The sequence below is a fragment of the Faecalibacterium sp. BCRC 81149 genome (assembly GCF_022750605.1).
GTDB lineage: Bacteria > Bacillota > Clostridia > Oscillospirales > Ruminococcaceae > Faecalibacterium > Faecalibacterium duncaniae.
The window spans coordinates 113,443-133,799 of record NZ_QXJA01000003.1 but is presented as its reverse complement, the minus strand read 5'-3'; the positions used below and the strand labels follow the sequence as shown (position 1 = coordinate 133,799).

The window sequence follows — 20,357 nt, the reverse complement described above, 5'->3', positions numbered from 1 at the left end:
CAGGCAGCCGTCGCCCATCGTTCGGAGATGTGGGAAGTGTCACCCCGCTCGGTTTCAAAAGGCCATTGCAGATATCACCGTTGTGAACTTCCCAGATTGTGCAGCGTAATAGCCCGCCGGGGCTGCCAGAGCGCGGATAGAGCCGCCGCAATAATCTACCAACAAGCAACAAGAAAAGCCCTCAGACGCGCGCTGTCGTGGTCTGGGGGCTTTGTCATGCAGCGATTTTGTTGAGGTCAACAGAATCGTGTGGCTGAAGTGCAGCTCTCGGCGGGTGCTGCACGGTTAAAGGGTTTGGGATGCTGCCCAACAAGTTCTTGCAAGGCAAGAGGGCTTTGTATAGACAAAGACATTGCTTGCAAGGCTTTGTGCGTACAAAAGCACTGCTTGCAAGTGCTAAAAGCCCCCTGAAAGGGCACACGGACTTTGGAACAAAGTCTAGTGCGTTACGCCTCGCCCGGCGGGGTGTAGGTTATTCGGAACTGCTATCAGCAGATGGGGTTGCAGCTTCAGCTTTCTTCCGCTGCTGATATTTTTCCCATGCATCATCCAGCAGTTCTCGTCCGTTTGGCATGGCGATGATCTGATAATAGAGCCGCAGACAGCCACGCGCTAGAGTGTCAGCAACTTCCGGGGGGATTTCGTCAAGATGAATGTGAATATCATTGCCCATAGTCTTACCTCCTGAAATATCCTTTGTTTGTTTCATCAGCGGGTGCAAAGAGGATATAGGGCCGGGTGCAGGATGCGTAACGAAACGGTCAAAATTTTCCTATAAGACTAGCTCACAACAGGGGTCATCGAACCCGCTAAGGGCTAGGGTACCCGTTCACAGTACCTTGAGGGGGCTTAGGGTGTGCGCCGGATGGGGCGGAGGAGCACAAACTTTGCAAAGAGGACGAATAGCCGCCGGGTCGGAACCCCTTCAACCATTACTCGTGCACCTTCGAGGCTGTAATACTTCCCATCTTTGGCAGAGAGTTCAGCAACGATACCTTTGGCGATTGCGTTGCAGACGTGCCAGCGGAGGCCGTGGCCGTTGATGGCGATGATGATTTTCATGTAGCTGTCCTCCTTGCATTAGTGGGCCGCCGGGCTTGAGGTGGGCTGCCGGGTGTGATAGAATGGCTGCGGGATGTGGTCTGTCAATCGCTCCCGCTTGGCTGCCTTGCGAGTTCGCTGCTTGCATGGCGGCCTTTTGTTTTGCCCTATGGTCTGCCCTTTGTTTGCCGGAACGGAAAGACGATGCTGTTTGCCGGCCGTTTTGCGTCCGAGGTGATGATATCTTGGGCGGCTTGCAGAGCCTCATACCCGCCGGGTAGAGCGAGGATACAAGCGTACAGCTGCATAAAGGCAACGGACCAACTGTGCAACATACTCTTGTGTGATACCCTGCGGCGGGGCGTTGCCGGGTTGCTGCGGTGTGCCGGAATTGGGATTGCTCATGTGGTTGCCTCGCTCTCGCTGCCTTTATGGTTCAGATGACGTGCGGCTCGGTATGCTTCCAACTCGGCCATGAGCTTCGGATCCTGTTGGAACCGCTTATGGTATTCGAGGAAAACTCGACCGATTCGCTCTGCGACCTCCGGCGGGATCTCGTCCACGTTGACATGGATGTTGGTATTCATCTGTGCCTCCTGTTGTTAAGTGTGGTAAGTGGCTTAGTTGTGCATATACGGCAGCAGCATATGGTAGACCAGCTGCAAAACGTGCACCGGGATGCTCTGGCCGTGCTGCAAGGCGGTTTCGATGCAGGCGATATACTGTGCACCGCTTGCGTCATAGTGGTACGGTTCCCGGCGGCGCGGTTTGTTCTGACTGTGCTTCATGTGTGTTCACCTCCCTTCCAGTTCACTCGTGACGGCGAGAAAGCGCTGGCGGGTCTTGTCGAAGGTCAAGGGAATTTCGCCAATTTTGCCTTCCTTATTCTTGGCCAGAATGGCTTGATACTCTTCCTTGTCAGCAGACAGGAGCAAAATAGCGTCTGCATCCTGTTCCAGCTGGCCGGATTCCTTCAGATCGGCGGTGCTGGGGGATGCGTGTGCAGCGTTGCGGTTCAGCTGGGCCAGAGCTACCACAAGTATTCCTGTGGTCTGTGCCAGTTCGTGTAGGGCGATGGAAATGCTGGTGATTTGCTGGTATCGGTCTTTTGCCTTGCTGACGGTTAGCAGCTGCAAATAATCGATAAAAATAACCTGTGCTTTCATTCGCTGGGCCTGTGCCTTGATCCATCCCGTGCCCTTGCCGGATGCAGAGCGGATGAACAGCGGCAGCTTGTGCAAATCTGCAAGACTATCAAGGTCAGACTGTGGAACGGTCTTGGCTTTTACATCGGCCAGTGGGACCGCCAGACGGTTTGCGATGATGCGGGCGGCAAGAGTGTCCGGGCCGGTTTCCAGCGAGAAATAACACACTCTCAGCCCTCGCCGGGCCATCTCACAAGCCATCTGCAAGGATAAAGCCGTTTTGCCTGCGCTGGGTCTGCCGCCGATGATGAACAGGTTACCGGGCGACAAATGCAGGTGCTTGTCCAGCACCGAGATACCGCTGGGGATGTACTTTGGCTTTTCATTCAACTTGCGGACATAGTTGTCTACCAGATCCCCGATAGGCTTAAAATCCTGATCCTCCCGGTCAAGAGTCAAGGCTTCGCCCATTTTGCTGTACAAGTCGGGTAGGTCTGCAAAGGTGGTCAGGCTGCTGCCTGCCTGAAGGGCCAAACTCTGGAACTGGGTCAAGGCGGCCTGTTCTCGAATGAGCTGCGTCCAGCTCTCCACGGTTTCACGGGTGATGCGGATGCATTCTGCTTCACACGCCTGTGCGCATTCCACAATGGCCGTGCTCTGCTCAGGGTATCGGGCACAAGCCTCCACAGCGTCCAGCTTCCCGGTCGCATTCCAAAAGCCAGACAGGGCGGCGAATACTGGTTGAAGATCCGCCGGGAAATATTCGATTTCCAGCTCTGGCAGAGAATAGGGTGCTAGGTCGGGCTTTATGAGCAGGGCACCCAGTAAAATTTTGTGTGTGTTCATGTTAGTACCTCCATTTTCTTTTCCTGCGGCGGTTCAGGCTTCCGCCGGGCCTCCCGGCGGGCTTCTACATCGCCCAATGTGCGCACCCCATCAGCCTGCCAGCCTTTCAGAATGCCGTCAACATAGCGCCACTTTCTCACGCCGTTTTCTGCGGCTTCATCAATGGCCTTGCAAATCAGCTCAGTTGAAAACGCTTCCCGGTAGCGTTGTAGCTTGTCCAGCGCAGAGCGGGGAAACTCGCCTATCTCGGCCTGAAAATGCTGTACGATCTGAGCAAGGTCTGAATCTGTCCGAGCTGCTGTTGTGGCGGCTTTCTTACAACTTCTTCCTGAGCTATGCTCTGCTATGCTATGCTGGGTTGTCACTTGGTTGTCAGATGGTATACCAATGGTATCCATTTGGTTGCCAGTTGGTATACCAAGGTTTGCCAAAATATAACGTTTATTCGCACTTTCTTCAAGCTGCGCAAGTTCGTTTTGAAACGCAGTTGGTTTGTATCTGTCATTGCGTAAATTGTTGTTGGCTTTCCAATCGGTGATAACGAGCACTTTTGAAGGGAAAGAAATGACATATCCGGCGGTTTCCAAGGGCTTCAAATCACGAGCGGTACAGCCAATAGAACGGATAATGGCGCGGGGGTTTGCTACAAACCCATCATCATCACCCTGCATACCAAGATGAAAGTACAGGGCCTGCGATTTCAGTGGCAATTCCAGAAAGCTGTCTGTTTCAGTCACTGAACTTGAGAACATTCGTTTTACAGCCATTCGCTTACCTCGCCACCCGGCGGATACCGCCCACAGCTTCACCCTGTTCCGCCGGGACTGGATCGCCTCGCTCAAAATACTGGGCCAAGCTGTTCATATTCACGAGCCAACGGTGACCGGCCACAACGTACCTGATCTTGCCTGTCCGGCAGAGGGTCCGAATATAGGTCGGCGGTAGACCGTAGATTGCGGCGGCGTCCTTCACGGTTTTCATGACCGGGTATCGGATTAAATCTCCCACTCGATACACCTCCTTGGTGTTGCTTGAAAGTTGATTCTTGATGCCGTGTCAGCAGTAAAGCACAAATTGAAAAATAATGCAATACCGCCAAAATTCGATTGAAATTTGATGCCATGAACCATTGTTGAAATGAAGTCCTTTGCGTCAAAATCCATCTGGTGTCATCTGGTGATATCCCGTGTCATGCTTTGCAACGGATTACCTTGTTTTGCAATAGATTCACAGAGGGATGCCTACCTGATTTATGGATAAATGCTGCTGATTTTGCATATCAAAAAATATTGATGAAATTGATTCATCAATACAATGAATGAAAGCGATTATGACTTGGCCGAAGAACTAAGCTGCTGAATGATTTGGAGGATTACGGCCTTATCATCATCGGGAAGCTCCCGGCGGAGTTTTCTGGAAAAAGTTCCATCGGTCACACCGATAGCCTCGGCAACCTGCCAGAGAAAAACGCCAGCCGATGCAGCGGCCTCCCGGATGTCTTTGTTTGACTGTGCCTGTTTTAACATAATATCAACCTTTCTTCTCGTTGACGTTGACAATAAAACGTCAACAAGATATAATTTTGGGTGAACAAGCCTTGTTGCTGTTCTCGTTGATGTAATTATAAACTTTTGGAGAACAAAAGTCAATGAAGTTCTCTAAAACGGAACAAACGGAGGCGAATAGCTGTGGCAGTAGAGGAAAAGCGAAATATAAACGAAGATTTTGGAAACAGACTAAGAGAAATCATTGAAAAGAGAAAGAAAGAAACGGGACAGAATCTTCGGGCTGTGGCAAAGGATTTGGATGTGTCGCTTGGTGTCCTGTCAGATTGGCAAAACGGAAATAAGACCCCACGAGGGGATTCCATTGCGAAGCTTGCCAAGTATTTTGGTGTATCAGCGGATTACCTGCTGGGTTTGACGGAAGCCCAAACGGTAGACACAGATTTAAGGGCGGTTGCTGATTATACGGGACTGACGGAAAATGCGATTTTGGCACTCAAAGATTCGGAAATGTTTGAGTGTTATGATAGAAGTCAAAAGAAAATATTGTCTGATATGCTTTCAGATGAAAGCTGTTTGCACCAAATTGTAAATAGCATTTATCTTTACTTGAAAGCAACTGAAGAACAGGTGCATGAAGCAGAGGAACTGTTGAAAGGGGAGGCGGAATTGGATTTAAGAGATGCTGATTCGTCAGATATGGAACTTTGCCTGTTCAGAGCATCAAGAGCGGTCGAAGACTATATGAAGCATCTGAAGCATGAAAAACTGAAAGAACTGTCTGTTGAGGTGGATATAGAAAATCTGTAAAGCAGAGATGCTGATGCGAGGAAAACAGTATGGCGAAAATCATAAAGCGCACAAAGAAGGACGGCACCTGCTCCTACTGCATCCGGGTCTCCAACGGCTATGATCGGCAGGGCCGTCAGGTGCTGGTAAACCGCACCTTCACCCCATCGCCGGGTCTGACCGGGAAGAAGCTGGAAAAAGAGCTGCAACGGCAGGCAGATGCCTTTGAACAGGAAGTCCACAGCGGCATTTCGTTGGATGCGTCCATGAAGCTGGATGAGCTGATAGCACGCTGGTTCACAGAGTACGCAGATAAGCAGCTCAAGCCCAAGACAGCCGCCGAGTACAGAAAGCTGGTTCCGAGAGTGTCGGCGGCACTGGGTCACCTGAAGGTAAATCAGATCCGGCCGGCGCACCTCATGGCGTTCTATGCAAACCTGTCTGAAGATGGAGTGCGGCAGGATTCCACCTACACGGCTACGGCGGCCCTGCTGAAGCTGCTCCCCAAGGGCAAGCGGGCAAAGGTGCGGGAAGCCGCCGGGATAGGTGAAGAAACCATGCGCGGCCTGTGCAGCGGCAAGCCTGTCAGCCGGAAAACCGCTGAGAAGGTAGCCGATGCCGCCGGGCTGCCCCTGTCCAAGGCGTTCACCGAGAACGTCAAAGAGGGTGGCAAGCTGGGCGGTAACACTCAGCTGCACTATCACCGCTTCCTGTCCAGCGTGTTCACAAAGGCGGTCAAGTGGCAGCTGATTGATGAAAACCCCTGCCAGCGTACAGAAGCCCCCAAAGCGGCAGAAATCGAAGTGGAAGCCTTGCAGGAAGATGATGTGGCAAAGCTGCTGGAAGCCCTGCAGGACGCGCCAGCACAGTACAGCGTTATCACACAGCTTGCCCTGCTCACCGGCGCACGGCGGGGCGAAATCTGCGCCCTGCGCTGGTCAGACATTGACCTTGCCGCCGGGGTGATCTCCATTAACAGGACAGTGCAGAACATCGCCGGGCGCGGCACGGTGTTCACGGCCCCCAAGACAAAGCGTTCCCGGCGGTGCATCAAGATAGGCTCGGAATGTGTGCAGCTGCTGCGGGAGTATCGCCAGCACCAGAAGGCCGAACGGTTCAAGGTCGGCTCCGAATGGGTGCGCAGGGTGGAAATCGAGAACGGCAAGACGGTTGACAACGACCTGCTGTTCACTCGCTGGAACGGCCAGCCGTTCGACCCCAACGCGGTTACATCGTGGTTTCCGGGCTTTCTGGCCGCCCATGATCTCCCGGCGGTTCACTTCCACAGCCTGCGCCACACCAACGCCAGCTTGCTGATAGCGGCTCATGTGCCTGTTACAACGGTTTCGGGCAGACTTGGCCATGCAAAGACCAGCACCACCACGGATATTTACGCCGGGTTCATCCGTTCCAGCGATGCGGCGGCAGCGGACGCGCTGACGGACGTTTTTAGTCGTATCAAGGAAAAGACCCACGCATAACAAAAGACGGCTCACAGGGGCGTTTCTGCCGCCCTCGTGAGCCGTCTGCTTTTTGACTTTTTCATGGTGTCCGTTTTATGGGATGATATGTCCTCTGGAATGTGCCTTATTTGTGCCTTATCGAATCGAAAAGAAGTGAAACGACCATGCATGAACAAACACAAAAATAACGATGAATCTATATAAACTTCAATGACCGAAAACGCCGAAACTCATATAAAGGCTCTCTACGAATCAGTAGGCCGGGGGTTCGAGTCACTTCCATCGCACCAGAAAATGCCGTGAAATCGAAAGATTCCATGGCTTTTTTGTTTTGTAAGCCATGGCTGCACGGTTTCTGCACGGTCGGTGTTATCCATGTCCGATTATGTAGGGCGCTGTATTGCATTGCAATCAGTGCCCTTTTTTGCATCAGGTGAGCAGTGCTAAGCGCAGCTTTGCCTTCATTTCCGGGTCGGCATGTTCGATCTGCTTCTGGCGTTTCACCGCCTCCTCTTTGGTGGGAAAGCTCTCCCATTTGTCGCAGCTCTTGCCGTGCTCGTCCTGATAGGTGTACTATTTTTCAATTTCCTCTTGCAATTTTCGATTGCAGTTGTTATGATACGGGCAGGGAAAGAATGTGCAAAAAGTATTCTGCACAAGGCAGAAATGCGATTTTTACATGGAGGAGGCAGGCATATCATGTATGTGGATTGGGAGTATTACAAGATATTCTATTATGTGGCGAAGTATCAGAACTTTACCAAGGCCGCGCGGGTTCTGGGCAACAACCAGCCCAATATCACCCACTCGATGAACCGGCTGGAAAGCCAGCTGAACTGCGTGCTGTTCATCCGCTCCAACCGGGGTGTGACCCTGACACCGGAAGGCGAGATGCTCTACTCCCGCATTGCTTCGGCGGCGGTGCAGATCCAGGATGCCGAAGAGGAACTGAGCGCCAGTGCCACGCTGGAGCACGGAACCATCAGCATCAGCGCCACCGAGACGGCGCTCAACATTTATCTTTCCAAAAAGCTGCGGGATTTCCACACCGAATATCCCGGCATCCGGCTGCGCATCTCGAACCACTCCACCCCGCAGGCGGTGCAGGCCGTGAAGAACGGCGAGGTGGACTTTGCCATTGTGAGCACCCCGGCGGAGATCGAGTCGGGGCTGAAAATGGTGGAGCTGAAGCCGTTTTACGAGGTGCTGGTGGGTGGCAGGACCTTCACCGCGCTGGCAAGTCAGAGCCTGACCCTGAAGGAGCTGCGCAGCTATCCCCTCATCTCCCTCAGCGACGAGAGCGTGACCCGCAGCCTGTACCGGCAGTTCTTCCTGGATCACGGCGCGGTCCTCAAGCCGGATACGGAAGCCGCCACCACCGACCAGATGCTCACGCTGGTCAAAAGCGAGCTGGGCCTTGCCTTTGTGCCGGAACCCATGGCGAGGGATAGCCTGGAGCGGGGCGAGCTGGTGCAGCTCCACCTGCAGGAGATCATCCCGACCCGTTCGATCTGCCTTGTTTACGACCGCCACCGCCCGTTGAACACAGCGGCGCGGAAATTCCAGCAGATGCTGACCAAGGCAGACCCGCCCCGCCCGGCCGCATCGAAGCAGACCGAGAGCATCTCTTTTGTGTCCCAATAAAATGCTGTCAAGATGAGGCCGAGTGTTCGCGGCACTGCCCCGGCTTCTGCCGGTTCTTCTAAGGCATAAAATGACCCCGGAACGTTTGCTGTGATGCATCGCTCCGGGGTTTTGTGATGTTATGGGTTACTGGCCGCAGGAGTGCCCGCCGCAATGATGTTCACCGCAATGGTGGCCCTCGCCGTGGTCGTGGTGGTCACAATGGGCGTTGGGGTCAAAGCGGAGCTTTCCGGCCAGATAGTCCGCAACTGCCGCGTCTGCCGGGCCGCTGATCCCGCCAAACAGCTGGATGCCTGCCTGTGCAAGGGCGTTCTGTGCCCCGGGGCCGATGCCGCCGCAGAACACCACATTGGCATTGTGCTGGGCCAGAAAGCCCACCAGTGCGCCGTGGCCCTGCCCGTTGGTGGAAACGACCTCGCTGGCCGTCACCTGTCCGTTTTCGACTTCGTAGAACTTGAACTCTGCCGTGTGGCCGAAGTGCTGGAATACCATACCGTTTTCATAAGGAACTGCGATCTTCATGGGAATGTCTCCTTTTTTCTTTTCTTTTATTATAACATAACGCGAGAGACAATAAAACACCGGAACAGGGAACTCTTTTTCGGAGCTTTCCCTTAATTACAGTTCTCCCGTTTTCAGTTTGTCCAGCACCTCGTTCAGGCTGGCGCATTCCATGGTGTACAGGCCGCGCATCTCATCGTCGGCGGGGAGCAGATCGGGCACCATGACGGTGACAAAACCGCCGGCGGCACTGGCACGGACACCGTTGTAGCTGTCCTCCAGCACCAGCGTGTGGGCGGGGTCGGTGCCCAGCTTTTCCGCCGCCAGCAGGAAGATCTCCGGGTCGGGCTTGGAGTGCTTGACCTGCTGGCCGGATACCAGCGCCTTGAAGTAGTGGGTCAGGCCCCAGTTGTTCAGGTTGCCCTCGATGACATGGACCCGGCTGGAGGATGCCACCGCCATGGGGATGTGGTTGGCATCCAGCCAGGCCAGCAGCTCGTCCAGCCCCGGCTTTTTGGGCACCGGTTTCTGGAACTCCTCATCGGCCACCCGGTGCAGGCTGTCGATGATGGCGTTGGCATCGCAGTCCTCTCCGTAGAACTGCCGCACGATGTTACGGGAAGTTTCGCCTGCCGTGCCGCGTTCAGCCTCGGCAAGGCCTTCCTTGTACTCCAGACCCAGCGCCGCCAGCGCCGGTTCCCAGAAAGTGGCCCACATCCGCTCGGTGTCGAACATCAGGCCGTCCATATCAAAAATCACGCCGTTGATCATGGTAGAACTCCTTTTATTATAACCCTCTCCGTCATTGCTTTGCAATGCCGCCTCTTGAGAAAAGTTTTCGCAAAACCAAAATCTAAAAGCCGCAATGGGCTCCCCCTTTGGGGGAGCTGGCAACGCCATCGGCGTTGACTGAGAGGGCTTATGTTTTCATTCTATCACAATTTGCGACAACTTACAGCCCCCAAACATGAAAGATTTTGCGTTTCCTTGCAAATCCGGCTCATACTACTATAATAGAAAACAACATTCGGCATTTCAGGTGCGGGCGCGTGCCGCGCAAAATCTGCTGTGTGAGATCAGAAAAGAGGGAAATATATCATGTTGGATATCAAGATCACTCGTACCACTTCTCCCAAGGAGAAGCCCCAGGACGAGACCAAGCTGGGCTTCGGCAAGAAATTTACCGACCACATGTTTGTGATGGATTATACCGAGGGCGAGGGCTGGCACGATGCCCGCATCGTCCCCTATGCACCCTTCCCGCTGGACCCGGCCACGGTGGTGTTCCACTATGCGCAGGAGATCTTTGAGGGCATGAAGGCTTACCGCACCGCGGATGACACCATTCAGCTGTTCCGCCCTGATTGCAACGCAAAGCGTTTCCAGGATTCCGCCGACCGTCTGTGCATCCCCAAGATCCCGGAGGAGGATTTTGTGCAGGCTGTTGAGGCTCTGGTGGATGTGGAGCGAGACTGGGTGCCCCACACCGATGGCGCTTCCCTGTACATCCGTCCCTTCGTTTTTGCAAACGATGTGGGTCTGGGCGTGCACGCTTCCAAGCACTATATCTTCTGCATCATCTGTGCTCCCTCCGGCGCTTACTACGCCGAGGGCATCAACCCCGTCCGCATCTACGTTGAGGATGAATACATCCGTGCCGCTCCCGGCCTGACCGGCTTCACCAAGTGCGGCGGCAACTACGCTGCTTCCATCAAGGCCGGTGAGCTGGCCGAGGAGCAGGGCTACGCACAGGTGCTGTGGCTGGACGGCGTGGAGAAGAAGTACGTTGAGGAAGTCGGCAGCATGAACATCATGTTCAAGATCGACGGCAAGGTCTACACTGCTGCAACCGTCGGCACCGTTCTGCCCGGCGTTACCCGCCGCAGCTGCATCGAGCTGCTGAAGGATTGGGGCTATGATGTCATCGAGGGCAAGCTGGCCATTGCGGACATCATGCAGGCCGCCCGTGAGGGCAAGCTGGAAGAGGTCTTCGGCACTGGTACCGCCGCAGTCGTCTCCCCTGTCAAGGAGCTGGTCTGGAAGGGCGAGCACGCCTACATTGGCGATGGCAAGATCGGCCCTGTGACCCAGAAGCTGTACGACACCATGACCGGGATGCAGTGGGGCAAGATCCCCGATACCAAGGGCTGGATCGTTCCGGTTGAGAAAAAGTACTGATCCTTCCCGCGCTTCTCTCTGTTCAGAATTTTTGCAAACGCCGCCGGGTGGGAATGCCGCCGGGCGGCGTTTGCCGTATCATGGTTTTGTCTCCCGATTGCTTTTCCGCCTGCACAGTGCTAGACTATGTGCAGAAAAACAGAAACGAGAGGGAACTGGAATATGGTCAAAAAATGGAGCGTCAGCTATCCTGCGGTGAACGGTGTGGAGCAGCGCCGGGTGTATGTCTACCTGCCCACCATGTACGAAGCAGACCCGGAGCGCCGGTATCCGGTGCTGTATATGTTCGACGGCCAGAATGTGTTCTTTGATGCGGATGCCACCTACGGCAAGAGCTGGGGCGTGGCGGATTATCTGGACTACACCGATACCCCGCTCATCGTGGCGGCAGTGGAGTGCAATGCAGGCCCCAACAATGAGCGCCTTGTGGAGTATTCGCCCTACCGCTTTGATGACCCGACCTATGGCCACTTTGACGGCAAGGGGCAGGCGACCATGAGCTGGTTCATCCACCGGTTCAAGCCCTTCATTGACCACAATTTCCGCACCCTGCCGGACCGGGAGCACACGTTCATTGGCGGCAGCTCCATGGGCGGCCTGATGAGCCTGTACGCCCTGCTGCAGTATAACGATACCTTCAGCCGCGCGGCAGCCCTGTCGCCGTCGATCTGGGTGTCTCCTGAAAAGCTCAGCGGTCTGGTGGGCCGCGCAAAGCTGGAGCCCGGCACGGTGCTCTACATGGACTACGGTTCCCAGGAGATGGGCAGCCACGAGGGAATGCGCAGGGAATTTGCCGAGATGTGCAGCAAGATCATGGTCCGGGGCATCCACCTGACCAGCCGCCTGGTGCCCGGCGGCACCCACAGCGAAGCCAGCTGGGAAAAGCAGCTGCCGTTCGTGTTCCATACTTTGATGTACGAGTTGGACTGAACCTTTCCGTCATCCCTTCGGGATGTCTCCTCTCCTGATAGGAGAGCCAAGCGGAGCGCCGGAGAGGTTTTTTATATAGAGGAGGGAAACTACATGGAAACACAATACTTCAAGGATTACAGCCCCGCACTGGGCCGGGAGATGGAATGCAAGGTCTACGGCCACGCAGGCCGCCCCATGCTCTTTATCCCCTGTCAGGATGGCCGTTTCTTCGACTTTGAGGACTTCCACATGGCCGGTACGCTGGCACCGTGGATCGAATCCGGGCAGATCATGGTCATCTCCATCGACACCATCGATCAGGAGACCTGGTCCGACACCAACGGCGACCCCTACTGGCGGATCCGCCGCTATGAGCAGTGGATCCGCTACATCGTGGAGGAAGTCGTGCCCAAGATCCAGTATATCGCCAAGGAGCGCAACGGCTGGGACGGCCTCCCCGGCGTGATCGCCTTTGGCTGCAGCCTGGGCGCGACCCATGCCGTCAACCTCTACCTGCGGTTCCCCTATCTTTTCGATGGTTGTCTGGCCCTCAGCGGCATCTACACCGCAAAATACGGCTTTGGCGATTACATGGACGAGGTGGTCTACCAGAACTCCCCCGTGGACTATATGGCCAACTTCCCCACCGATCACCCCTATATGGATCTCTACCGCAGCAGGAAGGCGGTTATCTGCTGCGGTCAGGGCGCTTGGGAGCAGCCCGATACCACCCGGCAGCTCAAGCAGATCTTTGAGCAGAAGGGCATCCCTGTCTGGGTGGACCTGTGGGGCTATGATGTCAAGCACGACTGGGATTGGTGGTATCAGCAGGTCGTATATTATATGCCTTATATTCTTGGATAAAAGAGGAATCATCAAGCTATGCAGAACTTTATCTTTATCTCCCCCAATTTCCCCACCAACTACTGGCAGTTCTGCCGGGAGCTGAAAAACGACGGCATGAACGTGCTGGGCATCGGTGACCAGCCCTATGATGAGCTGAAGCCAGAGCTGAAAGACAGCCTGAACGAATACTATAAGGTCGGCAGTCTGGAGAATTATGACGAGGTCTACCGGGCGGTGGCGTTCTTCGCCTTCAAGTATGGCCGCATCGATTGGCTGGAATCCAACAACGAGTACTGGCTGGAGCGGGATGCGGCCCTGCGCACGGACTTCAACATCAAGTCCGGCTTCCAGACCGAGGATATGCCCCGCATCAAGTACAAGAGCAAGATGAAGGAGTATTACCAGAAGGCCGGCATCGCCACCGCACGTTACCACATGGTGGACGACCTGGAGGGCTGCAGGAAGTTCATCAACGAGGTGGGCTATCCGGTGGTGGTCAAGCCGGACAACGGTGTGGGTGCCTCCGATACCCATAAGCTGTCCAGCGATGAGGAACTGAAGCGCTTCCTGCTCTACAAGAGCACCTATCACCCCGACCTCGCCTACATCATGGAGGAGTTCGTCCACGCCGAGGTCAACAGCTACGATGCCATCATTGACGGCAGCGGCAACCCCATCTTTGAGGCGGGCAACGTCAGCCCGGTGTCCATCATGGACATCGTCAACGACAACGATAACTCCATTTACTATATCATCAAGGACCTGCCCGAGGATACCCGCGCCGCCGGACGTGCCGCCGTCAAGAGCTTTGGCGTGAAGAGCCGATTCGTCCACTTTGAGTTCTTCCGCATGACCGAGGATCAGGCCAGCATGGGCAAAAAGGGCCAGCTCGTGGCACTGGAGGTCAATATGCGCCCCTGCGGCGGCTTTACCCCGGATATGATCAACTTTGCCCGCTCCACCAACGTGTACAAGATCTGGGCAGATATGATCGCCTTCGGCGGCACGGATATGCCGGTGGGCGAGCACTACTACTGCCCCTTTGCGGGCCGCCGCGATGGCAAGAACTTTGTGTACAGCCATGAGCAGATCATGCAGAAGTACCAGAAGAATATGCGGATGGTGGACCGCATCCCCGAGGCTCTGTCCGGTGCCATGGGCAACCAGATGTACGTTGCAACCTTCTCCACCCGCGAAGAGATGGAGCAGTTCTACTCCGATGTTCTGGCTGTGAATGACCCCATCAACGCAAAGGTGCAGAAGGAACTGGCCGAGGTGCTGGCACTGGGCGAGCCCACCACCGCCGCCCTCACCGAAAAGCCGAACCTCTCCCCCGCCGTGAAGCCCACCACGGCTGTGACCAAGACTCCCACCCGCGCCGTTACAAAGACAGCACGGAAGAGAAAGTGACCAGAAGCCAGAGAACAGCCCCGAGACAAGGAAGAAAACTCCGTGTTCCGGGGTTTTATTGTCCCCTGCTTCAGAATGTGATATACTGTTCCCAAAGAAAGAGAACGAGGTATTGCTGTTATGAAAATTCCTGCAAACGGATTTACCCACGCCGGCAAGTTCCATGCGGACGACGTATTTGCAACGGCGCTGCTGCAGATCATCCGGCCGGACATCAGGATCACCCGCGGCTTTGTGGTGCCGGACGATTTCGACGGCATCGTGTATGATATCGGCTTTGGCATGTTCGATCACCATCAGGAGCCCCGAGAGTACCGCGCCAACGGCATCCCATATGCGGCCTTCGGCCTGCTGTGGCGGGTGCTGGGCCCGGGGCTGGTGGGGGAGCGTCAGGCCCGGCTCATCGATGAAAACTTTATCCAGCCCCTTGATCTGAACGACAACACCGGCGAGCAGAACAGCCTGTGCGATGCCATCGGCTTCTTCAACCCGGTGTGGGATTCCAAGGAGGATCAGGACACCTGCTTCTTCAAGGCGGTGGCTGTGGCAAAGCAGATCCTGGAAAACCAGATCGAGAGCGCGAACGCTGTGAACCGCGCCGACGAGAAAGTGCAGCAGGCCTATAAGAATTCCCGGGACGGCATCGTGATCCTGCCCTGCTACCTGCCCTGGAAGAATGGCCTGTACAAGACCGATGCCCTTTTCGTCATCTACCCCAGCCAGCGCGGCGGGTGGAGTGCCCAGTGCGTGACCGACCACAAGACCAAAAAGCCGAAGCTGCCCTTCCCCCAGAGCTGGGCGGGCCAGCCGCAGGAGGTCATTGAGCAGAAGAGCGGCATCGAGGGCATCAGCTTCTGCCACGCCAGCCGGTTCCTCATCACCGCAAAGGATAAGGAGACGGCGCTGGCCGCCTGCCGTCAGGTGCTGAAAAACAACGGGAGACTGTAACATGGCGGCGGAAACGGAAAAAGAAGAGCGGGCCTATGTCTATATGGTGCGCTGCGCCGGGGGCCAGCTCTACACGGGCTGGACAAATGACCCGGCCAGCCGCCTGCACGCCCACAAGAGCGGGAAGGGAGCCAAGTGCACCCGTGCGCTGGGGGCACAGCGGTTCGCGTATCTGGAACGGTGCACAGACAAATCTGCCGCCCTGCGCCGGGAAGCAGCCCTGAAAAAGCTGACCAAGGCGCAGAAGGAAACCCTGTGCGCCGAATGGGCTGAGAAGAACCTGCCCCGGCTTTCGCTGGCCACCCGGGCCGATGCGGCGGAGATCCTGGACATCTACAACTGGTATGTCCTGCACCACACGGCAACCTTTCAGGTAACGCCCTCTTCCCTGCCGGAGTATGAGGACTGGGTGGAAAGCACCCGTGCGCTGATCCCTCTGCTGCTGGCCCGGGATGGGGACGGTAAACTGCTGGGCTACGCCTGCGCCCACCGCTACCACCCCCGGGAGGCCTACGACTGGGCTGTGGAGAGCACCATCTACTGTGCCCCCGATGCCCGGGGCTTTGGTGTGGGGGATACCCTCTACCGCGCCCTGCTGGATATTCTGGACGGGATGGGTTACTGGAATGTCTACGCCCTTGTGGCAGACCCCAACCCCGCCAGTGAGCGTATCCATGCCCGCCTGGGCTTCACCTGCGTGGGCCGTGAGCCCCACACCGCCTATAAGTTCGGCTGGCTGGGCCTGTCCACCTGGTGGCTGCCCCTGCGCAGGGGCAATGAAAAGCCGGAGCCCACCCACCTGCTGACACAGGAACAGGTGGAGGAGATCCTGGGAAGATACCAGGCATAAAGAAAGCGTCCTTCGGGGCGCTTTTTTGCATTTCATATATACATTTTGGCTGCATAAAATTTGAATATAAACGTAAAGTATTGCATAAACATACAAAGTGTAACAAATCCTGCCGCAAATGCGCGGCATGTTTGGCAGTTTTCAGCATTGACGGAAAAGCCGCGCTGCGTATAATAAAAGCATCAACCGCGAATCAAAGACAGAGGATGCGAAGGGAAAGTGCGCATCAGGGTACAAAAGTGTATTTTTATTAAAAGGAGCGCGTTTATTATGAAAAAGGAAAACATCAAAAAAGTCGTGCTGGCATACTCCGGTGGGCTGGATACCTCCATCATCATTCCCTGGCTGAAGGAAAACTACAACAACTGCGAAGTCGTCGCCGTTTCCGGTGACGTGGGTCAGGGCACCGAGCTGGACGGCCTGGAGGAAAAGGCCAAGGCTACCGGCGCTTCCAAGCTGTACGTTCTGGATCTGAAGAAGGACTTTGTGGAGAACTACATCTTCCCCACCCTGAAGTTCGGTGCAAAGTACGAGGACTACCTGCTGGGCACCAGCTTTGCACGCCCCTGCATCGCCAAGGCTCTGGCCGATATCGCCATCAAGGAAGGCGCAGATGCCATCTGCCACGGCTGCACCGGCAAGGGCAACGATCAGGTGCGTTTTGAGCTGACCCTCAAGGCCCTGTGCCCCGATATGGCCATCATTGCTCCCTGGCGTGAGTGGGACATCAAGAGCCGTGACGAGGAGATCGACTACGCCGAGGCTCACCACATCCCCCTGAAGATCAACCGCGAGACCAACTACTCCAAGGACAAGAACCTGTGGCATCTGAGCCACGAAGGTCTGGATCTGGAGAGCCCCGCCAACGAGCCCCAGTACAACCACCCCGGTTTCCTGGAGCTGGGTGTCAGCCCCGAGCAGGCTCCCGACACCCCGACCTATGTGACCATTCACTTTGAAAAGGGCGTTCCCACTGCCGTGGATGGCAAGGAGATGGGCGCTGTGGAGCTGGTGGAGTACCTGAACAAGCTGGGCGGCGAGAACGGCATCGGCCTGCTGGATATCGTGGAGAACCGTCTGGTGGGCATGAAGAGCCGCGGCGTGTACGAGACCCCCGGCGGTGCCATCCTGTACAAGGCCATCAATGTTCTGGAGACCATCACCCTGGACAAGGAGAGCGCACACCTCAAGGAGCAGCTGGCTCAGAAGTATGCCGACATCGTCTACAACGGCCAGTGGTTCACCCCGCTGCGTGAGGCTCTGGATGCTTTTGCCAACAGTCTGGCAAAGACCGTGACTGGCGATGTGAAGCTGAAGCTGTACAAGGGCAACATGATCAACGCCGGTGTCACCTCTCCGTTCACCCTGTATGATGAGCAGACTGCTTCCTTTGGTGAGGACGAGGATTACAACCAGGCAGATGCAGCAGGCTTCATCAACCTGTTCGGCCTGTCCATCAAGGAGCGCGCAAAGCTGTCCAAGAGCTGGCCGAAGATCGAGGACTAAGCGGCTGATCCACCGGGATCACACAAAGCCAATTTTCTCTCCGGTGTGTTTTCTACACTTTCACAACGGAGTTCCAAAACCGGCATAGTTGCCGGCGGCACCGCCGCAGGAGCGTTTTCCCCTGCGGCGGCTTTGCCGTTTTTAGCTGTTTTTATTTACAAGATAAACATCCTCGCCCTCTCAGTCACCTACGGTGACAGCTCTCCCAAAGGGAGAGCCCTTGGCATAACGGCAAAGTTTCCGGTCAAGCCGTGAAGTTCTCGGTTGCGCCAGAGCCTCTCCCTTTGGGAGAGGTGGCATTGCGCAAGCAATGACGGAGAGGGCGAGCCGCCTATCAGAAAAGGAAGAATATTATGGCAGAACAACTCTGGAAGGGCCGCTTCTCCAAGGCGGTCGATTCGCGCGTCAATGACTTCAACTCCTCCATCCGCTTTGACCAGCGGATGATCGCGCAGGATATGCGCGGCAGCGGGGTCCACGCCGCTATGCTGGCCAAGCAGGGCATCATCTCCGAAAAAGACTGCGAGGATATCCTCAGCGGGCTGGCCTCCATTGCCGACGATCTGGCAAGCGGTGCGTTGGAGATCGACCCCAACGCCGAGGATGTGCATACCTTTGTGGAGCAGACCCTGACCGCCCGCATCGGCGATGCAGGCAAGCGCCTGCACACCGGCCGCAGCCGCAACGATCAGGTGGCGCTGGATATCCGCCTGACCCTGCGGGACTACAGCCACACCCTGCAGGCTTACATCGTGGAGCTCATCAAGGTCATCTGCAGCAAGGCGGCGGAGAATACCACCGCTGTCATGCCCGGCTACACCCACCTGCAGCGCGCCCAGCCCATCACCTTTGGTCATGCGCTGATGGCCTACGCCTCCATGCTCCTGCGCGACCTGCAGCGCTTTGAGGATGCCACCGCCCGCATGGATGCCCAGTGCCCACTGGGCTCCGGCGCTCTGGCCGGTACCACCTACCCGCTGGATCGTCAGTTCACCGCCGAAAAGCTGGGCTTTGCCGCACCCTGTGCCAACAGCCTGGACGGCGTTTCTGACCGTGACTTCTGCATCGAGCTGGCCAACGCCATCTCCATCTGCATGATGCACCTGTCCCGCCTTTCCGAGGAGATCATCCTCTGGTGCAGCTGGGAGTTCAAGTTTATCGAGCTGGACGATGCCTTTACCACCGGCTCCTCCATTATGCCCCAGAAGAAGAACCCCGATGTCACCGAGCTGATCCGCGGCAAGACCGGCCGCGTCTACGGTGACCTGAACACCCTGCTGGTGATGATGAAGGGCATTCCACTGGCTTACAACAAGGATATGCAGGAGGACAAGGAAGCCATCTTCGATGCAGTGGATACGCTGGAGCTGTGCCTCAAGACCGTCACCCCCATGCTGGACACCATGAAGACCCTGCCTGCCAACATGCGCCGCGCTGCCGCCAAGGGCTTTATCAATGCCACCGACTGCGCCGACTACCTGACCAAGAAGGGGATGCCCTTCCGGGATGCCTACAAGCTGACCGGCTGCATGGTCTCCGACTGCATCGCAAAGGATAAGACCCTGGAGGAACTGACTCTTGACGAGTTCAAGGGCTACAGCGCCCTGTTCGAGAACGATATCTATGATGCCATCGACCTCATCAAATGCTGTGAGGGCCGCACCAGCTACGGCGGCCCCAGCGAGGCAAGCGTCAACAACCAGATCCGGCTGGCCATGGACCAGCTGGCCGCATGGGAGGCGAACAACGCATGAGCGTAAAGGTCTTTATCGACGGCTCCGCAGGCACCACGGGTCTGCGCATTGCCGACCGTCTGGCCGCCCGGCCCGAAATTGAACTGCTCTCCATTTCCGAGGAGGGCCGCAAGGATGTGAACGAGCGGGCAAAGGTCATCAATTCTGCCGACCTCGCTTTCCTCTGCCTGCCGGATGCCGCTTCCAAAGAGGTCATGCCCCTGCTCCGCCCGGATGTCAAGGTGCTGGATACCTCTACGGCCTTCCGCACGGATGCTGCATGGGACTACGGCTTCCCGGAGTTGGCGGGCCAGAAGGAAAAGATCAAAAACTCTTACCGTGTGGCGGTGCCCGGCTGTTATGCCAGCGGCTTTATCAGCATTGCCCGCCCGCTGGTGGAGCTGGGCCTTGCCCCGGCGGATTATCCGTTCAGCTGCACCGGCATCTCCGGCTATTCCGGCGGCGGCAAAAAGATGATCGCCGATTACGAAAGCCCCGATCGTCCGGCCCACAGCAAGCTGGATGCACCCAAGAGCTACGGTCTGAGCCTTGCCCATAAGCATCTGCCCGAGATGCAGAAGATCAGCGGGCTGGCAAACCCGCCCGCCTTTGTGCCTGTGGTCTGCGATTATTACAGCGGGATGCAGGTGCTGGTGCCCTTCCAGCCGGTCTGGGGCGGTGCCGAAAAGGTGGCCGCAGGGCTGGCGGAGTATTACAGGGATGCCGCCACCATCAAGGTGCACGCCCTGAACGAGCCGCTGCCCGAGAACGGCCTGTATTCCAACGCCATGGCCGGTACCGACCGCATGGAGCTGTACCTGACCGTGAACGCTGCCGGGGATCAGATGATGCTGGTCTCCCTGTTCGATAATCTGGGCAAGGGCTCGTCCGGCGCGGCAGTCCAGTGTATGAATCTGATGCTCGGTTTTGAAGAGACCAAAGGGTTGGAGTGAAATGGCTCACCCTCTCAGGCCGCTTCGCGCCCAGCTCTCCCGAAGGGAGAGCTTTTGACAAAACCGCAAACTCTGCGGGGAATGCCA

At 56.3% G+C, this 20,357-nt stretch carries 22 protein-coding genes; 12 read left to right on the top strand and 10 right to left on the bottom strand.

The features are described 5' to 3' along the window. Positions 1-472 precede the first annotated feature (472 nt). The 8 genes from D3F01_RS05690 to D3F01_RS05655 all read right to left on the bottom strand — a co-directional run bounded on the left by D3F01_RS05690 (position 473) and on the right by D3F01_RS05655 (position 4,558). Complete coding sequence (locus tag D3F01_RS05690; protein WP_242886697.1) at positions 473-673, bottom strand: hypothetical protein; 201 nt, start codon at positions 671-673, stop codon at positions 473-475. 176 nt (positions 674-849) lie between these two features. Next, the gene (locus D3F01_RS05685; RefSeq protein ID WP_097785182.1) at positions 850-1,062 is read right to left on the bottom strand and encodes a hypothetical protein; all 213 of its coding nucleotides are present in this window, start codon (positions 1,060-1,062) and stop codon (positions 850-852) included. A gap of 380 nt (positions 1,063-1,442) precedes the next feature. Further along, positions 1,443-1,628, bottom strand: coding sequence for a hypothetical protein (locus D3F01_RS05680; RefSeq protein ID WP_242886680.1), 186 nt, complete (start codon positions 1,626-1,628; stop codon positions 1,443-1,445). 33 nt (positions 1,629-1,661) lie between these two features. Further along, positions 1,662-1,829, bottom strand: coding sequence for a hypothetical protein (locus tag D3F01_RS05675; protein WP_179860536.1), 168 nt, complete (start codon positions 1,827-1,829; stop codon positions 1,662-1,664). 6 nt (positions 1,830-1,835) lie between these two features. Beyond that, the gene (locus D3F01_RS05670) at positions 1,836-3,032 is read right to left on the bottom strand and encodes a DnaB-like helicase C-terminal domain-containing protein (RefSeq protein ID WP_242886677.1); all 1,197 of its coding nucleotides are present in this window, start codon (positions 3,030-3,032) and stop codon (positions 1,836-1,838) included. After that, a complete protein-coding gene (locus tag D3F01_RS05665; protein ID WP_242886674.1) occupies positions 3,029-3,799 on the bottom strand; it encodes a DnaD domain protein in 771 nt (256 codons plus the stop codon). The genes D3F01_RS05670 and D3F01_RS05665 overlap by 4 nt, the downstream gene beginning before the upstream one ends. Before the next feature lie 4 nt (positions 3,800-3,803). After that, on the bottom strand, positions 3,804-4,013 hold the full coding sequence (locus tag D3F01_RS05660) for a helix-turn-helix domain-containing protein (protein ID WP_242886959.1): 210 nt from the start codon (positions 4,011-4,013) through the stop codon (positions 3,804-3,806). A 347-nt stretch (positions 4,014-4,360) separates the two neighbouring features. Next, positions 4,361-4,558, bottom strand: a complete 198-nt coding sequence (locus tag D3F01_RS05655) for a hypothetical protein (protein WP_242886670.1) — start codon at positions 4,556-4,558, stop codon at positions 4,361-4,363. 162 nt (positions 4,559-4,720) lie between these two features. On the opposite strand from D3F01_RS05655, the gene D3F01_RS05650 reads away from it, so the two are divergent. The 3 genes from D3F01_RS05650 to D3F01_RS05640 all read left to right on the top strand — a co-directional run bounded on the left by D3F01_RS05650 (position 4,721) and on the right by D3F01_RS05640 (position 8,433). Next, on the top strand, positions 4,721-5,347 hold the full coding sequence (locus D3F01_RS05650) for a helix-turn-helix transcriptional regulator (protein WP_179860538.1): 627 nt from the start codon (positions 4,721-4,723) through the stop codon (positions 5,345-5,347). A gap of 29 nt (positions 5,348-5,376) precedes the next feature. Next, positions 5,377-6,807: a site-specific integrase gene (locus D3F01_RS05645; RefSeq protein WP_242886666.1), complete on the top strand. Its 1,431-nt coding sequence runs from the start codon at positions 5,377-5,379 to the stop codon at positions 6,805-6,807. A gap of 681 nt (positions 6,808-7,488) precedes the next feature. Continuing rightward, positions 7,489-8,433, top strand: coding sequence for a LysR family transcriptional regulator (locus D3F01_RS05640; protein WP_097769829.1), 945 nt, complete (start codon positions 7,489-7,491; stop codon positions 8,431-8,433). Between the two features lie 126 nt (positions 8,434-8,559). On the opposite strand, the gene D3F01_RS05635 is transcribed toward D3F01_RS05640, so the two are convergent. Both D3F01_RS05635 and D3F01_RS05630 read right to left on the bottom strand, forming a co-directional pair. Continuing rightward, on the bottom strand, positions 8,560-8,955 hold the full coding sequence (locus D3F01_RS05635; RefSeq protein WP_117476608.1) for a NifB/NifX family molybdenum-iron cluster-binding protein: 396 nt from the start codon (positions 8,953-8,955) through the stop codon (positions 8,560-8,562). 96 nt (positions 8,956-9,051) lie between these two features. Further along, the gene (locus tag D3F01_RS05630; protein WP_242886650.1) at positions 9,052-9,705 is read right to left on the bottom strand and encodes an HAD family phosphatase; all 654 of its coding nucleotides are present in this window, start codon (positions 9,703-9,705) and stop codon (positions 9,052-9,054) included. A 327-nt stretch (positions 9,706-10,032) separates the two neighbouring features. On the opposite strand from D3F01_RS05630, the gene D3F01_RS05625 reads away from it, so the two are divergent. From D3F01_RS05625 to argC, 9 genes are all read left to right on the top strand, one after another. Then, complete coding sequence (locus tag D3F01_RS05625; protein WP_156062429.1) at positions 10,033-11,112, top strand: branched-chain amino acid aminotransferase; 1,080 nt, start codon at positions 10,033-10,035, stop codon at positions 11,110-11,112. 162 nt (positions 11,113-11,274) lie between these two features. After that, on the top strand, positions 11,275-12,042 hold the full coding sequence (locus D3F01_RS05620; RefSeq protein WP_097769825.1) for an alpha/beta hydrolase-fold protein: 768 nt from the start codon (positions 11,275-11,277) through the stop codon (positions 12,040-12,042). Between the two features lie 93 nt (positions 12,043-12,135). After that, positions 12,136-12,888, top strand: a complete 753-nt coding sequence (locus D3F01_RS05615) for an alpha/beta hydrolase-fold protein (RefSeq protein WP_035393214.1) — start codon at positions 12,136-12,138, stop codon at positions 12,886-12,888. Between the two features lie 18 nt (positions 12,889-12,906). Then, positions 12,907-14,280 carry a carbamoylphosphate synthase large subunit gene (locus D3F01_RS05610; protein WP_242886647.1) on the top strand — a complete coding sequence of 458 codons (1,374 nt, stop codon included), beginning with the start codon at positions 12,907-12,909 and terminating at the stop codon, positions 14,278-14,280. Positions 14,281-14,400: 120 nt separating this feature from the next. Further along, positions 14,401-15,228, top strand: a complete 828-nt coding sequence (locus tag D3F01_RS05605; RefSeq protein ID WP_005928891.1) for an MYG1 family protein — start codon at positions 14,401-14,403, stop codon at positions 15,226-15,228. Between the two features lies 1 nt (position 15,229). Next, entirely contained in the window at positions 15,230-16,078 is an 849-nt protein-coding gene (locus D3F01_RS05600; protein ID WP_242886644.1) for a GNAT family N-acetyltransferase, read from the top strand. Between the two features lie 270 nt (positions 16,079-16,348). Beyond that, the gene (locus D3F01_RS05595; RefSeq protein ID WP_005928879.1) at positions 16,349-17,584 is read left to right on the top strand and encodes an argininosuccinate synthase; all 1,236 of its coding nucleotides are present in this window, start codon (positions 16,349-16,351) and stop codon (positions 17,582-17,584) included. Positions 17,585-17,937: 353 nt separating this feature from the next. Further along, a complete protein-coding gene (gene argH / locus D3F01_RS05590) occupies positions 17,938-19,338 on the top strand; it encodes an argininosuccinate lyase (RefSeq protein WP_242886641.1) in 1,401 nt (466 codons plus the stop codon). Then, positions 19,335-20,270: an N-acetyl-gamma-glutamyl-phosphate reductase gene (gene argC / locus D3F01_RS05585; RefSeq protein WP_242886638.1), complete on the top strand. Its 936-nt coding sequence runs from the start codon at positions 19,335-19,337 to the stop codon at positions 20,268-20,270. The genes argH and argC overlap by 4 nt, the downstream gene beginning before the upstream one ends. Positions 20,271-20,357 lie beyond the last annotated feature (87 nt).

Bases quoted from the DNA above. Each gene is read 5' to 3' on its own strand.
- D3F01_RS05620 (WP_097769825.1), top strand. From the start codon at position 11,275: ATGGTCAAAAAATGGAGCGTCAGCTATCCTGCGGTGAACGGTGTGGAG.
- argC (WP_242886638.1), top strand. From the start codon at position 19,335: ATGAGCGTAAAGGTCTTTATCGACGGCTCCGCAGGCACCACGGGTCTG.
- D3F01_RS05605 (WP_005928891.1), top strand. From the start codon at position 14,401: ATGAAAATTCCTGCAAACGGATTTACCCACGCCGGCAAGTTCCATGCG.
- D3F01_RS05595 (WP_005928879.1), top strand. From the start codon at position 16,349: ATGAAAAAGGAAAACATCAAAAAAGTCGTGCTGGCATACTCCGGTGGG.
- D3F01_RS05640 (WP_097769829.1), top strand. From the start codon at position 7,489: ATGTATGTGGATTGGGAGTATTACAAGATATTCTATTATGTGGCGAAG.
- D3F01_RS05615 (WP_035393214.1), top strand. From the start codon at position 12,136: ATGGAAACACAATACTTCAAGGATTACAGCCCCGCACTGGGCCGGGAG.
- D3F01_RS05665 (WP_242886674.1), bottom strand. From the start codon at position 3,799: ATGGCTGTAAAACGAATGTTCTCAAGTTCAGTGACTGAAACAGACAGC.
- D3F01_RS05645 (WP_242886666.1), top strand. From the start codon at position 5,377: ATGGCGAAAATCATAAAGCGCACAAAGAAGGACGGCACCTGCTCCTAC.
- D3F01_RS05675 (WP_179860536.1), bottom strand. From the start codon at position 1,829: ATGAAGCACAGTCAGAACAAACCGCGCCGCCGGGAACCGTACCACTAT.
- D3F01_RS05630 (WP_242886650.1), bottom strand. From the start codon at position 9,705: ATGATCAACGGCGTGATTTTTGATATGGACGGCCTGATGTTCGACACC.
- argH (WP_242886641.1), top strand. From the start codon at position 17,938: ATGGCAGAACAACTCTGGAAGGGCCGCTTCTCCAAGGCGGTCGATTCG.
- D3F01_RS05655 (WP_242886670.1), bottom strand. From the start codon at position 4,558: ATGTTAAAACAGGCACAGTCAAACAAAGACATCCGGGAGGCCGCTGCA.
- D3F01_RS05685 (WP_097785182.1), bottom strand. From the start codon at position 1,062: ATGAAAATCATCATCGCCATCAACGGCCACGGCCTCCGCTGGCACGTC.
- D3F01_RS05680 (WP_242886680.1), bottom strand. From the start codon at position 1,628: ATGAATACCAACATCCATGTCAACGTGGACGAGATCCCGCCGGAGGTC.
- D3F01_RS05610 (WP_242886647.1), top strand. From the start codon at position 12,907: ATGCAGAACTTTATCTTTATCTCCCCCAATTTCCCCACCAACTACTGG.
- D3F01_RS05670 (WP_242886677.1), bottom strand. From the start codon at position 3,032: ATGAACACACACAAAATTTTACTGGGTGCCCTGCTCATAAAGCCCGAC.
- D3F01_RS05600 (WP_242886644.1), top strand. From the start codon at position 15,230: ATGGCGGCGGAAACGGAAAAAGAAGAGCGGGCCTATGTCTATATGGTG.
- D3F01_RS05690 (WP_242886697.1), bottom strand. From the start codon at position 673: ATGGGCAATGATATTCACATTCATCTTGACGAAATCCCCCCGGAAGTT.
- D3F01_RS05660 (WP_242886959.1), bottom strand. From the start codon at position 4,013: ATGAAAACCGTGAAGGACGCCGCCGCAATCTACGGTCTACCGCCGACC.
- D3F01_RS05625 (WP_156062429.1), top strand. From the start codon at position 10,033: ATGTTGGATATCAAGATCACTCGTACCACTTCTCCCAAGGAGAAGCCC.
- D3F01_RS05635 (WP_117476608.1), bottom strand. From the start codon at position 8,955: ATGAAGATCGCAGTTCCTTATGAAAACGGTATGGTATTCCAGCACTTC.